The 12,690-nt window shown below is 34.9% G+C and carries 16 protein-coding genes; 8 read left to right on the top strand and 8 right to left on the bottom strand.

The genetic code is table 11. The features are described 5' to 3' along the window. Positions 1 to 33 precede the first annotated feature (33 nt). The 4 genes from ATE47_RS00260 (at position 34) to ATE47_RS00245 (ending at position 2,520) form a co-directional block, all read left to right on the top strand. Positions 34 to 531: a metallophosphoesterase family protein gene (locus ATE47_RS00260; RefSeq protein ID WP_062160082.1), complete on the top strand. Its 498-nt coding sequence runs from the start codon at positions 34 to 36 to the stop codon at positions 529 to 531. Positions 532 to 634: 103 nt separating this feature from the next. Continuing rightward, entirely contained in the window at positions 635 to 1,129 is a 495-nt protein-coding gene (locus ATE47_RS00255) for a Smr/MutS family protein (protein WP_062160081.1), read from the top strand. An 18-nt stretch (positions 1,130 to 1,147) separates the two neighbouring features. Next, a complete protein-coding gene (locus ATE47_RS00250; protein ID WP_062160080.1) occupies positions 1,148 to 1,864 on the top strand; it encodes a DUF3822 family protein in 717 nt (238 codons plus the stop codon). A 68-nt stretch (positions 1,865 to 1,932) separates the two neighbouring features. Further along, on the top strand, positions 1,933 to 2,520 hold the full coding sequence (locus tag ATE47_RS00245) for an RsmD family RNA methyltransferase (protein ID WP_062160079.1): 588 nt from the start codon (positions 1,933 to 1,935) through the stop codon (positions 2,518 to 2,520). Between the two features lie 21 nt (positions 2,521 to 2,541). Here ATE47_RS00245 and ATE47_RS00240 read toward each other — a convergent pair whose 3' ends face one another. Beyond that, the gene (locus ATE47_RS00240; protein ID WP_062163386.1) at positions 2,542 to 2,895 is read right to left on the bottom strand and encodes a winged helix-turn-helix transcriptional regulator; all 354 of its coding nucleotides are present in this window, start codon (positions 2,893 to 2,895) and stop codon (positions 2,542 to 2,544) included. A gap of 103 nt (positions 2,896 to 2,998) precedes the next feature. Between ATE47_RS00240 and ATE47_RS00235 the strand changes: the two genes are divergently transcribed. Further along, positions 2,999 to 3,580: a nitroreductase family protein gene (locus ATE47_RS00235; RefSeq protein ID WP_335338439.1), complete on the top strand. Its 582-nt coding sequence runs from the start codon at positions 2,999 to 3,001 to the stop codon at positions 3,578 to 3,580. A 65-nt stretch (positions 3,581 to 3,645) separates the two neighbouring features. On the opposite strand, the gene murI is transcribed toward ATE47_RS00235, so the two are convergent. The 5 genes from murI to ATE47_RS00210 form a co-directional block, all read right to left on the bottom strand. Beyond that, positions 3,646 to 4,476, bottom strand: coding sequence for a glutamate racemase (gene murI, locus ATE47_RS00230; protein WP_062160077.1), 831 nt, complete (start codon positions 4,474 to 4,476; stop codon positions 3,646 to 3,648). 108 nt (positions 4,477 to 4,584) lie between these two features. Further along, positions 4,585 to 5,709, bottom strand: a complete 1,125-nt coding sequence (hemW, locus tag ATE47_RS00225) for a radical SAM family heme chaperone HemW (protein ID WP_082632445.1) — start codon at positions 5,707 to 5,709, stop codon at positions 4,585 to 4,587. Between the two features lie 51 nt (positions 5,710 to 5,760). Then, positions 5,761 to 6,711: a PorP/SprF family type IX secretion system membrane protein gene (locus tag ATE47_RS00220; RefSeq protein WP_062160075.1), complete on the bottom strand. Its 951-nt coding sequence runs from the start codon at positions 6,709 to 6,711 to the stop codon at positions 5,761 to 5,763. Positions 6,712 to 6,762: 51 nt separating this feature from the next. Next, complete coding sequence (locus ATE47_RS00215; protein WP_062160074.1) at positions 6,763 to 7,836, bottom strand: RluA family pseudouridine synthase; 1,074 nt, start codon at positions 7,834 to 7,836, stop codon at positions 6,763 to 6,765. Between the two features lie 73 nt (positions 7,837 to 7,909). Next, a complete protein-coding gene (locus ATE47_RS00210; protein WP_062160073.1) occupies positions 7,910 to 8,995 on the bottom strand; it encodes a PASTA domain-containing protein in 1,086 nt (361 codons plus the stop codon). 155 nt (positions 8,996 to 9,150) lie between these two features. Between ATE47_RS00210 and ATE47_RS00205 the strand changes: the two genes are divergently transcribed. The 3 genes from ATE47_RS00205 (at position 9,151) to ATE47_RS00195 (ending at position 11,429) form a co-directional block, all read left to right on the top strand. After that, positions 9,151 to 10,134: a D-alanine--D-alanine ligase gene (locus ATE47_RS00205; RefSeq protein ID WP_062160072.1), complete on the top strand. Its 984-nt coding sequence runs from the start codon at positions 9,151 to 9,153 to the stop codon at positions 10,132 to 10,134. Positions 10,135 to 10,232: 98 nt separating this feature from the next. Beyond that, on the top strand, positions 10,233 to 10,697 hold the full coding sequence (coaD, locus tag ATE47_RS00200) for a pantetheine-phosphate adenylyltransferase (RefSeq protein ID WP_062160071.1): 465 nt from the start codon (positions 10,233 to 10,235) through the stop codon (positions 10,695 to 10,697). Between the two features lie 99 nt (positions 10,698 to 10,796). Further along, positions 10,797 to 11,429 (top strand): trimeric intracellular cation channel family protein, encoded by a 633-nt coding sequence (locus ATE47_RS00195; RefSeq protein ID WP_062160070.1) that lies wholly within the window; start codon positions 10,797 to 10,799, stop codon positions 11,427 to 11,429. Positions 11,430 to 11,501: 72 nt separating this feature from the next. Here ATE47_RS00195 and ATE47_RS00190 read toward each other — a convergent pair whose 3' ends face one another. After that, positions 11,502 to 12,074 carry a hypothetical protein gene (locus ATE47_RS00190; protein WP_062160069.1) on the bottom strand — a complete coding sequence of 191 codons (573 nt, stop codon included), beginning with the start codon at positions 12,072 to 12,074 and terminating at the stop codon, positions 11,502 to 11,504. Between the two features lie 74 nt (positions 12,075 to 12,148). Then, on the bottom strand, positions 12,149 to 12,643 hold the full coding sequence (locus ATE47_RS00185; RefSeq protein WP_062160068.1) for a dihydrofolate reductase: 495 nt from the start codon (positions 12,641 to 12,643) through the stop codon (positions 12,149 to 12,151). Positions 12,644 to 12,690 lie beyond the last annotated feature (47 nt).

The following is a 12,690-nucleotide window of genomic DNA, read 5'->3' as shown; positions in this document are numbered from 1 at the left end:
TCAAACGTTATCTTTGCAAAGAATTTCTCAACAATGACCAAAATCCTTCTCCTTTCCGATTCTCATTCTTATATTGACGACCGTATTTTAGAATACGCCAAACAAGCCGACGAAATTTGGCATGGCGGGGATTTCGGAAGTCTGGAAGTGATTGAGCAACTTGAAAAAATTAAACCATTAAAAGGAATTTACGGAAATATTGATAATGCAAAAATCCGTTCTGAGTTTCCTGAAGTGAATCGTTTTTTTTGTGAAAAAGTGGAAGTTTTGATGATCCACATCGGTGGTTATCCTGGAAAATATACACCTTTAGCAAACAAAGAAATTAATGAAAAAGCTCCGAAGTTGTTTATTTCCGGACACTCTCATATTTTAAAGGTTATGTTTGATCAAAAAAATAATCTGCTGCACCTCAATCCCGGTGCTTGTGGAAAGCAGGGTTGGCATAAAATGAGGACGATGATGCGTTTTGTGATTGACGGTGAAGAGATTAAGGATTTGGAAATTATTGAATTAGGTCCAAAAGTTTGATTTTTCAAACACGAATATCACTAATTTTTTCACAAATATTACGATTTAAATTCGTGGAAAATTAGTGAAATATTTATGTCTTTTGTGTTTACATTTAAAAATTATGAAAATAGGTGATAAAGTTTCTGTGGTAGATGAAGATTTAAGCGGGGTTGTAACTTCCGTGAAGGGAAATATTGTTGTTTTTAAAGATGAATACGGATTCACTTACCAATATCCACAAGAGAAACTTGTTCCGAAAAATGCATCTTTATATGAAAATATTAAAGTTGTAAAAAAGCCTGAGCCCAGAAAATCCGTTTCTAAAAAACATCAGAAAAATCATTTGGTTTTAGATTTACATTTTCATAATTTGGTTAAAAATCCGAATGATTACGACAGTTTTGAGAGACTCTTCATCCAAAAGGAAAAATTATTGGAAGTGATTTCTTTTTGCAGGAAAAATAATTTAAAAAAACTGGAAATTGTTCACGGAATCGGTGATGGTGTGCTTCAGAAAATGGTTTGGGATGTTTTGGAAAGCCAATCTAATCTGGATTTTTACAATAAGGAAATACTTCATCATCAATCGGGTGCGGTAATGGTAGAATTTAACTAAATTTGCAGGAATTGAAATATGAACGTACTTAAATTACTTTTTACCAAAGACGGATTAACCTACCAAATTGCTAAAAATAAAAGCATTATGGAAGAAAAATCCTATTTCGTAAACGAAGAATCTCCGGAAAATTTCATCGGTGACAAACTGGATGAAGTGCTGATCAAGCAAAGGTTTGAAGAAATTCATGTAATTTCTGCGCTGAATCATTTTACCCTGATGCCTGAAGGATTTTCTGAACATGAGAGAGGATTTGAACTCATTTCCTACAATGCGCCAGTAGATAAGGAAAAGGAAGAACTGATGCTTTCTATTAATGAAAAATTCAAAATTCAGTTTTATTATACTTTTCCGAAAAATTTTTATAAAAAAATTAAAGAACTGGCATTGCCTGTTAGCTTCAACTTCTCCGGTGAAAAGTTTTTAAATTCAATCAATAATAAAAATAACAAGGAAATTCACATTAATCTTTATCATAATCAGTGTGAGTTTTTCGCTATAGACAATAAAAAAATTATTTTATACAATAATCTGGATGTGAACTCTGAGGTGGATTTTCTTTATTTCATCATGTTTACATTAAGCAAAATAGGTTTTGGGATCAATGAAACCAGTTTCTTTGCTTACGGGGAAACCACTGAAAATGAAACCTTTATTTCAGAATTACAGAAGTTTGTGAAGAATCTGAAAATTGTATTTGATAATATCCCGAACAAGAATTTTATCCTCAATTAGGTTGCAGGTTGCAGAATTAGGCTTATTCTTGCCTGCGACCCATTACCTACAATCTAAAACCTAAAAATATGTACAGAATAATCTCAGGCAAATGGAAAGCCAAGAAAATAGCCGCTCCGAGAAACTTTGATGTAAGACCAACAACGGATTTTGCGAAGGAAGCGCTTTTTAGTATTTTGGATAACAAATACGATATGCAGTCGATTTCTGTGCTTGATCTTTTTGCGGGCATTGGTTCTATTACCTTCGAATTTGCTTCAAGAGGATGTCAGGACGTGACTTCTGTGGAAATGAATCCAAAACACACCAGTTTTCTGAATTCTACAGCTTCTGAGTTAGGATTTAGCTTACAGGTAAATGTTCAGAGAGGTGATGTTTTTGACTGGTTAAAAAAATTCAGGAATAAAAAATCTTTTGAAATAGTATTTTCTGATGCTCCTTTTGAAATGGAAGAAAAAAAATACTACGAATTGCTGTCTTTAGTTTTAAATAATAAATATTTAAAGCCAAACGGAATTCTCATTGTAGAGCATCAGAGCCGCTTAAAATTTGATCATCCAAATTTAATTGACTCCCGAAAATACGGAAATGTAAGCTTCAGCTTTTTTGAGCCAAATAAAGAAGAAAATACAGAAATAACAGATAATCAGGAATAATTTTCCTGATTTTTTATTTTATTATAAAGCAACCACTTCCACTTTCTCGGAAGTATTAACTGCACTTTCGCCCCATTTTGCAATTTCTTTTAAAACCGGCAGTAAAGTTTTTCCAAAGTCTGTTAATGTATATTCTACCATTAAAGGTGGTTTTTCTGTGTAAACTTTTCTATCAATGATATTATCTTCTTCTAATTGTTTTAATTGAAGGCTTAACGTTCTTTCTGTTATTGTAGGAATTAATTTCCTTAATTCATTATACCTTTTGCCGCCATCTGCAAGGTGATACAAAATGACCGCCTTCCATTTTCCTCCGATGAATCTCATGGTAACTGTCGTGCAGCAGGGATATTTTTTATTGTCGATTGAATACATTTTCATACTATCATTTTAGACCGTTATTGCAAAGTTAATAAACTTACATTAATTTTGCAACTATAAAAAATATAGTATAAATATTATGAGCTTTTTAGAAAAAATGAAATCGAGATATACTGTAAAAAAGTATAATCCTCAAGGCATAATCAGTGAAGAACAACTACAGCAGTTGAAAGAAATTTTACAGTTAAGTCCGTCTTCCATCAACAGCCAGCCATGGAATTTTGTTTTTGTAAATAATTCTGAAATTAAACAGCAACTTGCCGAAGCGTCTTATTTTAATAAAGAAAAAGTATTGGAAAGCAGTCAGCTGATTGTTTTTCAGGTAATAAAAAATCCAGAAGATTTTGAGAGACAAATTGAAGAAAACATCCCTGAAAGCTCCGTAAATTATTACAGAACTTTTGTAAAATCTCATGGAAATGATTATATAGAATCATGGTTAAGAAGCCAGGTCTACTTATCATTGGGAGTTTTACTTTCCGCCTGCGCCGATATGGAGATTGATTCTACGCCAATGGAAGGAATTGAAACCGAAAAATATGATGCTATTTTAAATAACGAAAAATATGAAACTCTGTTTGCAGTTGCAGTCGGACGAAAATCTGAAGATGATAAAAACCAGCCAATTCATACTCCAAAAAAGAGATTGGAAAAGAGAAAGGTGATTTTGGAGTTATAATTGAATTAACAAAATATTCTCAGTAATTAAAAAAAGCTGTTTCAAATTGAAGCAGCTTTTTATTTTTATAATACTTTTAATTCTAAATCTATACTTTTCCCGAAGAATTTTTTTGAAATTTTTTCGAAATTTTTGGTTAAATCAGATAAATAAAAATGATAATTCGGTTTTGGATTGCTGTCATTCAACAGATTATATTTATCCAGGATGATCTTTAAATGATTCGCCACAATATTTGGTGAGTCGATCACACGAACACGATTTCCGTAGTACTGCTTGATTTCATCAATTAACAAAGGATAATGTGTACAACCCAGAATGAGTGTTTCAATATTTTTTAACTTACTATTGCTTAAATAATTATAAATTATCGCATGGGTAATCGGATGGTTTTTAAAACCTTCTTCAATGGCAGGAACCAATAATGGTGTTGCCAGCTCATCTACCTTAATCCATTTATTATGTTTACGAATACTTTTTTTATAAAGCCCCGAATTCACGGTTGCTTTTGTTGCAATCACCCCAACATTATTATGAATTTCATACGAAACCTTTTCCGCGACAGGATTTATTACATCGATCACAGGAACTGTTCCCGCAACAGATTCCATTACTTCATTCAAAGCGTTTGCAGTCGCTGTATTACATGCAATTACGATTGCTTTACAATTTTGTTCAAGCAAAAAATTAGTGATTTTCGTCGAATATTCGATGATGGCTTCTTTAGATTTTTCACCGTATGGAAGATGTTTCGTATCCCCGAAATAAATCAGATCCTCGTTTGGGAGAAGCCTTTTGATTTCTTTAGCTACCGTTAAACCTCCAACTCCACTATCAAAAATACCGATAGGCTGCTTTGGTGAAAGATGCGAATAAGCTTGCTTTTTAGTTTTCAAATTGAGTTGAAATTTTATACAAAAATAGTGAAATTGTTGATGCTGGAAGCCCAATGTTGGAAGTTTTTCGCAAACAACTCTTCCAGCCTCTGACTTCTGGCTTCCAATCTAAACCATAAACAGATCCGAAGCAATACCATCCGCCATAAACCAGTGCTTTTCCGGGATTTTTAAATGATTGTTTTCTATAATCAAAATCTCTTCTTCAAGTTTTAATTTGGTTTCATATTGAAAATGTTCAATAATCTGATCACTAAATTTACTTTTAAGGTTCTCAATATCAACACCCCAAATCGTCCTTAAACCAATCATGATCATTTCATTAAACTGATCATTCTGAGAAAGAATTTCTTCTTCTTTAGCCAGAAGATTTGAATTTAATTTCTTAATGTATTGTTGATTATTAGCCACATTCCAGCTTCTAACATCAAAACCGTTGTAAGAATGTGCAGACGGGCCAATTCCCAAATACTCCCTGTATTTCCAATATGAAGAATTGTGCCTTGAATAAAAGCCCGGTTTTGCAAAATTGGAGACTTCGTAATGCTCAAAACCGTTGTCTTTCAAGAAATCTGATAGGTAATAAAACTCTTTATTTTGCTCCTCTTCTTTCGGGCCTATTACTTTTCCTTTTGCAATCCAGTTTTCTAAAGCTGTTTTTGGCTCAACCGTTAAGGCATAAGATGAAATATGTGGAACTTCAAGCGCTATCGTTTTATTTAAATTTTCTTTCCAGATTTCAAGATTGGAAGTTGGCGAACCGTAAATTAAGTCAATACTCAGGTTTTCAAAGCCAAAATCCTGCGATCTTTTGATTGAATCTTCAGCTTCTGATGCGGAATGTGCCCGATTCATAAGCCTTAAATCCGCTTCAAAGAAACTTTGTGTCCCAATTGACAGGCGATTAACCGGAGAATTGGACAAACCTTTTAAAAAATCTTTATCTAAATCATCCGGATTGGCTTCCAAAGTGACTTCAATATCATTCTCAAAACTGAAATATTTCAAAACCTCATCAATTAAAGACTTGACTTCATCAGCAGAAAGGATCGACGGAGTGCCACCCCCGAAGTAAAGTGACTGTAAATTTTTGTTTTGTAATTCGTCTTTTCGCAGGAAAATTTCCTTTTTGATGGCAGAAAGCATTTCATCTTTAAAGCTTAAAGACGTTGAAAAATGGAAATTGCAATAGCTGCATTTTTGTTTACAAAAGGGAATGTGAATATAAATCATAAAAAAAGCCCTGAAAAAATTCAGAGCTCAAATTTATTTAAATTAAATTGATTAATATCTATAACCTCTGTGATTAATGAAGTTATCAAAGTTATATCCTAACCCGATCATGAAGCTGTTTCCTCCATACTCCTGAATATCAGACAATCCCAGGTTATAAGTAGCTCCAATCATGAATTTGTTGAATCTTACTTTCACCACCGGCGCAATCTGTAATTGCTGGCTGTCGAATCTGTTCTGAACAGATCTGTAGCTTACCCCGAAAGAGAATGAATTGATATCATTAAAGAACGTACCCATTAGGTTGTAATCAATCGTTCTTGTAGAGTTTGTGTTAAGGTTGATCAAAGCAGATGGAGTGAAATAAATATTATCTCCTACATGCCAGTCATATCCTAAGTTTAAGAAGAATTTAATTGGAGAAGGTTCACGTCCGTTTATAATCGCTTCGTCGTTTGTAAGGGCAATATCATTTACAGAAACCCCTGCAAAGATGTTTTTATACGTAGCCTGCGCTCCAAAGTTGGCATAAGCCATAAAGATATTACTTTCATTTCCCTGCAATAATGGGTCTGAAGCATCCTGTGTGTTGATTTTTGAGTAATCAAAATTCATATTATAGAAGCTCACACTTGTACCGAAAGAGAACTGGTCTTTTCTGTCTCCTTCGCTGCTAAGAGGAATAAAATATGAAGCCCCAGCCGTAATACCACCAGCGGAAATAGGGCCATTACTGTCCCTGAATACAGAGATACCTGCTCCTACTCTATCAAAGATGTTCGCGTTGATCCCAATCGACTGTACGTTTGGCGATTCGCTGAACTTCGAAAATTGCTGCTGATAGTTAAGATTAAGTTGCACATAGTCTGTTTTTCCGTATTGTGCTGGGTTGAACAGAAACTCACCATCTAAAAGATATTGTTGATAGTACGGTAATGTTTCTTGTGCTTTGTATGCATTTGACAAAAGAGCTAAACATACGATAGCATATAGTTTTCTCATAACAAATCTTGATTTCAATTCAACAAATATAAAAAAATTCTCAATATATTTTTAGTTTTCTAAATAATTTCTCCATTTTTTTACGGCATCCGCCATATCTTTCGGCATTGGGCTCTCAAAATATAATTCTTTCTTCGTAGTGGGATGTATAAATCCTAAAGTATGGGCATGGAGCGCGTGTCTTGGCAAAATTTCGAAAACATTTTTTATAAACTGCTTATACTTAGGCAGGTTAACACCTCTGAGAGGAGTATGTCCTTCATATCTTTCATCATTAAACAGCGTATGGCCAATATGTTTGAAGTGCGCTCTAATCTGGTGAGTTCTCCCCGTTTCCAGCTTACATTCCACCCAGGTCATATATTTAAATCTTTCTAAAACTTTATAATGGGTCACCGCATGCTTTCCCTGGCTTCCGTCTTCATAGGTGTGCATCTGCATCCTGTTTTTGGGATGGCGGCCGATATGGCCCTGTATTGTACCTTCATCATCCTGTACATTTCCCCAGACAAAAGCCCAATACAATCTTTTTGTTTTTCTTTCGAAGAACTGCTTTGCCAAAAAGCTTAAAGCATATTCATTTTTGGCAATTACCAAAAGACCCGAGGTATCTTTATCAATTCTGTGGACCAATCCTACTCTGTCCAAGTCTGATTTTTCGTGGTTTTGCTCAAAATGATAAGCCAAAGCGTTTACCAATGTCCCGTCCCAGTTCCCGAATCCCGGATGTACGACCATTCCCGGATCTTTATCAACAACGACTAAATCATCATCTTCGTATATGATATTAATAGGAATATTCTGTGGGATAATAACATTTTCCCTTGGAGGGTGCGCCAGTAATACAGAAATCTGATCTCCGGGCTTTACACGATAATTTTGCTTAACAGCTGTTCCATTTACAATAACGTTTCCCGCTCTGCAGGTCTGCGAAATTTTATTTCTTGAGGAATTCTGACGATAAATCATTAAAAACTTATCTATTCTCAATGGCTCCTGACTTTTTTCAACAGTGATATTGAGATGTTCGTACAATCCCTTATTTTCCTCATCAATATCGATATTATCAATACTGTTTTGGTCTAATAATTCTTCATCAATAAAATCTTCGTTATCTTCTGTCATTGTTTTATCTTTTATACAAAAAGCTTCAACATAATGAAAGTTGAAGCCTGTATTTTTTATAATATTTACTTTATTATTCTACGACTACTTTTTTAGCTTTTGGCTTTTCTGCCGGCTTTTGTGCTGTAGTGGCAGTTTTATTATTTGAAGTAGTGGTATTATTGGTTGATTTCGGTTTAGTATCCGTTGTAGAAGTTCCCGGTTTTGCAGTGGTGGTTTTTGGCACCTCTGTTTTTGTTTCGGCAGGCTTCGGAGTTTCCTTTTTCGGAGCCGGAGCTGGAATATTCGCCGGAGCTTCATAAACAGGTTCCTGATGGGCAGGAATTTCATGATACTCAATTGGTGGCAATCCCGTATCTACTTTCATTCTGTAGACAGAATTCAACTGCTCGATTTTTGCACTCAGCTCAGCAGGTGTTTTCTTACTTGCCCAAAGGTCAATCTGCATACCCTGATCTCTCACATCCCCAGAAGCAGGATCCTGATAATAAATAATATCAGATTCATCTTTACTTCCGTCTTCATGCTCTACAAGGCCCACTTCAAACATGCTTCTTGCAATGACTGCTCTTGCTTCTTTCACCGTTAACCCTACTACATTAGGGATTGCGATATTTCTCATCGGCCCGGAGCCAATTACAACATCTACTACAGAAAATCTCGGAAGTTTTGTTTTAGGCTTTACAGGTGCCCCTTTAAATAAAATCCTTAAAACTGCATCTTTTTGGATACTTGGTTCAAAAAGGGTGTCTCCCACTTTCAATCCTACCTGTTCCAATCTTTGGAATGCAAGACCTGAATATTTATTGATCACGTCCGGAACCTCAACTCTTGCCCAAGTTCTCGGATTTACTTTTAACTGAATAGCTCTTCCATCCTTTACACGGGAACCCGGAGCCGGATATACCTGTAATACTTGAAAAGGCCTGTATTTAGGATCATACTTAAAACTATCAACCTCGTATTCCAATCCTGAGTCATCTAATATTTTGATGGCTTCCTGCACAGATTTATTTACAATATTAGGAACTGGAATTTCCTGACCGTGATTGGTATGGTATTCCAACCAACGAAACGTAAGCCAGACCAACCCCACAAAAACGCCGATGGCTACGACTAAGTTCAGTAAAACTTTCCAATTGAAAAGCGATTTAAGCATACTTAAAATTACTATAATTAGACAGCAAATATAATTAATAATTTTAGAATGTCCTTTTTATTTAACACATTTCACTTTTGATTTTAAAATTTGTGAATTTGCAGTTGACCATTATATAAAATCATTAAATTTGCCTCAATTGATACTATTTGATTATGAGCAAAAAAAGTGTTGCCGTAGTAATGGGAGGCTATTCTGACGAATATGTTGTATCATTAAAAAGCGGACAATTAATTTATGATTCCCTGGACAGAAACCTTTACGATGTATATAAAGTGGTCATCCTTAAAAATGAATGGTATTTTTTAGGCGAAAATGATAAAAAATACGACATTAACAAAGGTGATTTTTCGGTGACATTGGATGATAATAAAACATTAAAATTCGATGTTTGCTTCAATATTATCCATGGAACACCGGGTGAAAACGGAATTCTTCAGGCCTATTGGGACGCGATCGGGCAGAAATATACCGGTTGTGATTTTTACCAAAGCGCTTTGACATTCAATAAAAAAGATACGCTGGCCGTACTTTCAAAATACGGAATTCCTTCCGCAAAAAGTGTTTATTTAAGAAAAGGAGAAGAAATTAACGTTGATGAAATTGTAGAAAATCTTGGCTTACCTGTTTTCGTTAAGCCTAATCAGTCCGGTTCATCGCTGGGAATTTCAAAAGTAAAAGATAAATCAGAATTAATTGCTGCCACAGAAGTTGCTTTTAAAGAAGATGATGAAATTTTAATTGAAAGTTTCCTGGACGGAATGGAAGTTTCTGTAGGAGTAATCGATTATAAAGGTGAAACCATTGTTTTAGGAATTACAGAGATTGTTCCCCAAAATGAGTTCTTCGATTATGAAGCTAAATATGAAGGAGCTTCGGAAGAAATTACACCCGCAAGAATTGACAACGAAACAAGAATCCGCGTAGAAGAAATCTCAAAAAGAGCCTACAATTCCCTTGGGATGAGCGGTTTTTCAAGAAGTGAATTTATTTTAATGGACGGCATTCCCTACATGTTGGAAATGAATACAAACCCGGGCTTCTCTCCTGCGAGCATTCTACCTCAACAGGCGAAAATCTACGGAATTTCTATTACAGACCTTTGTGGAAATGAGGTTGAAAAAGCTTTAAATAAATAAAATTAGAGGCTGGAAGATGGAGGTTGGAAGATGGAAGCTAATTACTCATACAATTTCACCTCATCATTCATAACTCATAACTTATAACTTTATAAGAAATGAAAATTGCTGTTTTTCCGGGATCTTTTGATCCTATTACTTTGGGACATTATGATATTATAGAAAGAGCGGCTCCGCTTTTTGATAAATTAATTATTGCGATCGGGCAGAATTCACAAAAAAAATACATGTTTCCGCTCGAAAAAAGAATGGAATTCATCCAAAATTCCGTTGCCGAATTTCCGAATGTGGAAGTAGATTATTTTGAAGGCTTAACCGTTGATTTCTGTTTTGAAAAAAATGCACAGTTCATTTTACGAGGCCTTAGAAATCCTGCCGATTTCGAATTTGAGAAAGCTATCGCTCACACCAACAGAACATTAGCTCATAAAAAGCTGGAAACCGTATTTTTATTAACCTCATCCGGAAAATCTTTCATCAGCAGCAGCATTGTAAGGGAAATTATAAACCACGGCGGGGAATACGGATTGCTTGTTCCGGATTCGGTGAGAGTGGAAAAATGAGTAATCAATCATAAGTAATAAGTGATAATTGATATATAATGGTAGAATATTTGCTTAACAAGAAATCATTCATCAATTATCATTTATTTTTTATAAGCCATGCACGAACAGTTCAATTTTGCCATAGAAGTCCTTGGAACGATCTCCTTTTCGATGTCGGGGAGCTTTGCTGCGATGCAGAAACGCCTTGATCCGTTTGGAGTATTGATTATTGCTTTCGTGACTTCTGTGGGAGGGGGAACTGTGAGAGATTTGTTATTAGACATTCCGGTTTTCTGGATGCATGACCTATTGACTTGTGCCCTGATTATTCTGACCAGCATTTTCACGATGGTTTTCAAGTCTTTTGAAAAAAATTTCAGGGTAACTTTATTTATTTTTGACAGTTTCGGATTGGGATTATTTACGATAATTGGAGTTCAAAAAGGTTTGAATGTTGGTATTCACCCTTTGATTTGCGTGGGATTGGGTACCATTACCGGGTGTTTCGGAGGGATTATCCGGGATATTTTACTGAACCGGATCCCTTTGATTTTCAGGAAAGAAATCTATGCTACGGCCTGTATCGTAGGAGGTTCTATATTTTTACTTTTAACAAAATTCACTCCTCTTTCTTATACAATTATTCAGATTTTTACAATTTTATTAATTGTGGGCATCAGAACATTAGCCGTGAAGTATCATTGGCAGATTCCAAAATTCTATGGGCATGATCATAATTCTGAGATGTAATAAAATCAAAGAATAAAAATCATAAAAAAAGGCAGAAAGTATAATTTTCTGCCTTTTATATTTTTAAAAAATCTATCTTATTTTTCCTCCTCTCTGTCTCATATTAGGATTGTGCATGTGCTTTTGCATGGTTGGCATTTTCAGCTGATCTTTCATCATTTTGATCTGATCCGTCATCATTCCTGCACTGTCAAGCCTTTTTGCTTCTTCCAGTAATTTTTGGCCTTCCTGTTTTCTTCCTTTAGAAATAGCCGCTGCTGCAAGGTTCAAGGTTGCCATTGCTCTATCGTGTTTCATATTTAAACCGTACTCCAAGGCTTTTTTCATCAAAGGCTCCACTTTTGTCGGGTGATCCTGAGCCTGCGTAAGTCCCAATAAATAATGGTAATAACCGTATTGAGATTTATGGAGTTGTGATTCATAATTTTTAATTTTCGTAAGCCATTCTGCAGCTCCGCCCATATTTTGCTTTCTCAATTGCCAGAAAGCCAATAAGATATATTCATTTTTAAAGAAAAGTAAGATAGGCGATGAGGCCAGAAGAAAAATCACAATTCCCCAACCAAGATTTCTTGTGAAGATCATCATCCAAAGTCCTAAAAGTATAAGAACCGCCGCAATTACAATTTTTATGTACTTATTCATTATTCAATTTTAGAAATGCAAAGATAAAGAAATTAGAGGTTAGAAGCTAGAAGTTGGAAGCTAGATTTTATCAACTATTCGCTTTTGATTTTCTCAAATCGCTGAAAACAAAAATCATATTGATTTTTTTCGTCTTTTTCATAGCAAACCTCATCTGTTTTTTTCCATACTTTAGAATCAATTTTAGGAAAATAAGTATCCGCTTCAAGATCCGCTTTCACGAGCGTGACTTCAAGTACATCAACAATATCCATAGTCTGCTCATAAATATTACCACCACCGATAATGAAAACTTCTTCGTCGATTTTTTTAGCAAATTTTATAGCTTCCTTAATGCTTCCTACAATCAGGATTCCTTCTTCAAACCAGTCTTTTTGCCTGGACACAACAATATTCGTGCGGTTTGGAAGCGGTTTCCCGATGCTTTCGTATGTTTTCCTACCCATGATTATCGGATGACCCGACGTAATATCTTTAAAGTGTTTTAAATCTTTCGGAAGATGCCAAAGCAACTGATTTTTAAAACCAATTTCGTTCTTCTCCCCCATTGCCACGACTATTGTTGTCATTAAAATATTTTTTACAAAATTAGTACATAATTTGTATATTTGATAAG

This window comes from Chryseobacterium sp. IHB B 17019 (assembly GCF_001456155.1).
GTDB lineage: Bacteria > Bacteroidota > Bacteroidia > Flavobacteriales > Weeksellaceae > Chryseobacterium.
This window is presented reverse-complemented; position numbering and strand designations above follow the sequence as displayed.

What these genes read in the sequence shown, in the direction of transcription:
- ATE47_RS00185 (WP_062160068.1), bottom strand. Translation starts at nt 12,643, where the DNA reads ATGACAACAATAGTCGTGGCAATGGGGGAGAAGAACGAAATTGGTTTT.
- ATE47_RS00215 (WP_062160074.1), bottom strand. Translation starts at nt 7,836, where the DNA reads ATGACAGAAGATAACGAAGATTTTATTGATGAAGAATTATTAGACCAA.
- ATE47_RS00220 (WP_062160075.1), bottom strand. Translation starts at nt 6,711, where the DNA reads ATGAGAAAACTATATGCTATCGTATGTTTAGCTCTTTTGTCAAATGCA.
- ATE47_RS00245 (WP_062160079.1), top strand. Translation starts at nt 1,933, where the DNA reads ATGTACAGAATAATCTCAGGCAAATGGAAAGCCAAGAAAATAGCCGCT.
- ATE47_RS00195 (WP_062160070.1), top strand. Translation starts at nt 10,797, where the DNA reads ATGCACGAACAGTTCAATTTTGCCATAGAAGTCCTTGGAACGATCTCC.
- ATE47_RS00260 (WP_062160082.1), top strand. Translation starts at nt 34, where the DNA reads ATGACCAAAATCCTTCTCCTTTCCGATTCTCATTCTTATATTGACGAC.
- ATE47_RS00235 (WP_335338439.1), top strand. Translation starts at nt 2,999, where the DNA reads ATGAAATCGAGATATACTGTAAAAAAGTATAATCCTCAAGGCATAATC.
- ATE47_RS00255 (WP_062160081.1), top strand. Translation starts at nt 635, where the DNA reads ATGAAAATAGGTGATAAAGTTTCTGTGGTAGATGAAGATTTAAGCGGG.
- hemW (WP_082632445.1), bottom strand. Translation starts at nt 5,709, where the DNA reads ATGATTTATATTCACATTCCCTTTTGTAAACAAAAATGCAGCTATTGC.
- coaD (WP_062160071.1), top strand. Translation starts at nt 10,233, where the DNA reads ATGAAAATTGCTGTTTTTCCGGGATCTTTTGATCCTATTACTTTGGGA.
- ATE47_RS00205 (WP_062160072.1), top strand. Translation starts at nt 9,151, where the DNA reads ATGAGCAAAAAAAGTGTTGCCGTAGTAATGGGAGGCTATTCTGACGAA.
- ATE47_RS00190 (WP_062160069.1), bottom strand. Translation starts at nt 12,074, where the DNA reads ATGAATAAGTACATAAAAATTGTAATTGCGGCGGTTCTTATACTTTTA.
- ATE47_RS00210 (WP_062160073.1), bottom strand. Translation starts at nt 8,995, where the DNA reads ATGCTTAAATCGCTTTTCAATTGGAAAGTTTTACTGAACTTAGTCGTA.
- ATE47_RS00240 (WP_062163386.1), bottom strand. Translation starts at nt 2,895, where the DNA reads ATGTATTCAATCGACAATAAAAAATATCCCTGCTGCACGACAGTTACC.
- ATE47_RS00250 (WP_062160080.1), top strand. Translation starts at nt 1,148, where the DNA reads ATGAACGTACTTAAATTACTTTTTACCAAAGACGGATTAACCTACCAA.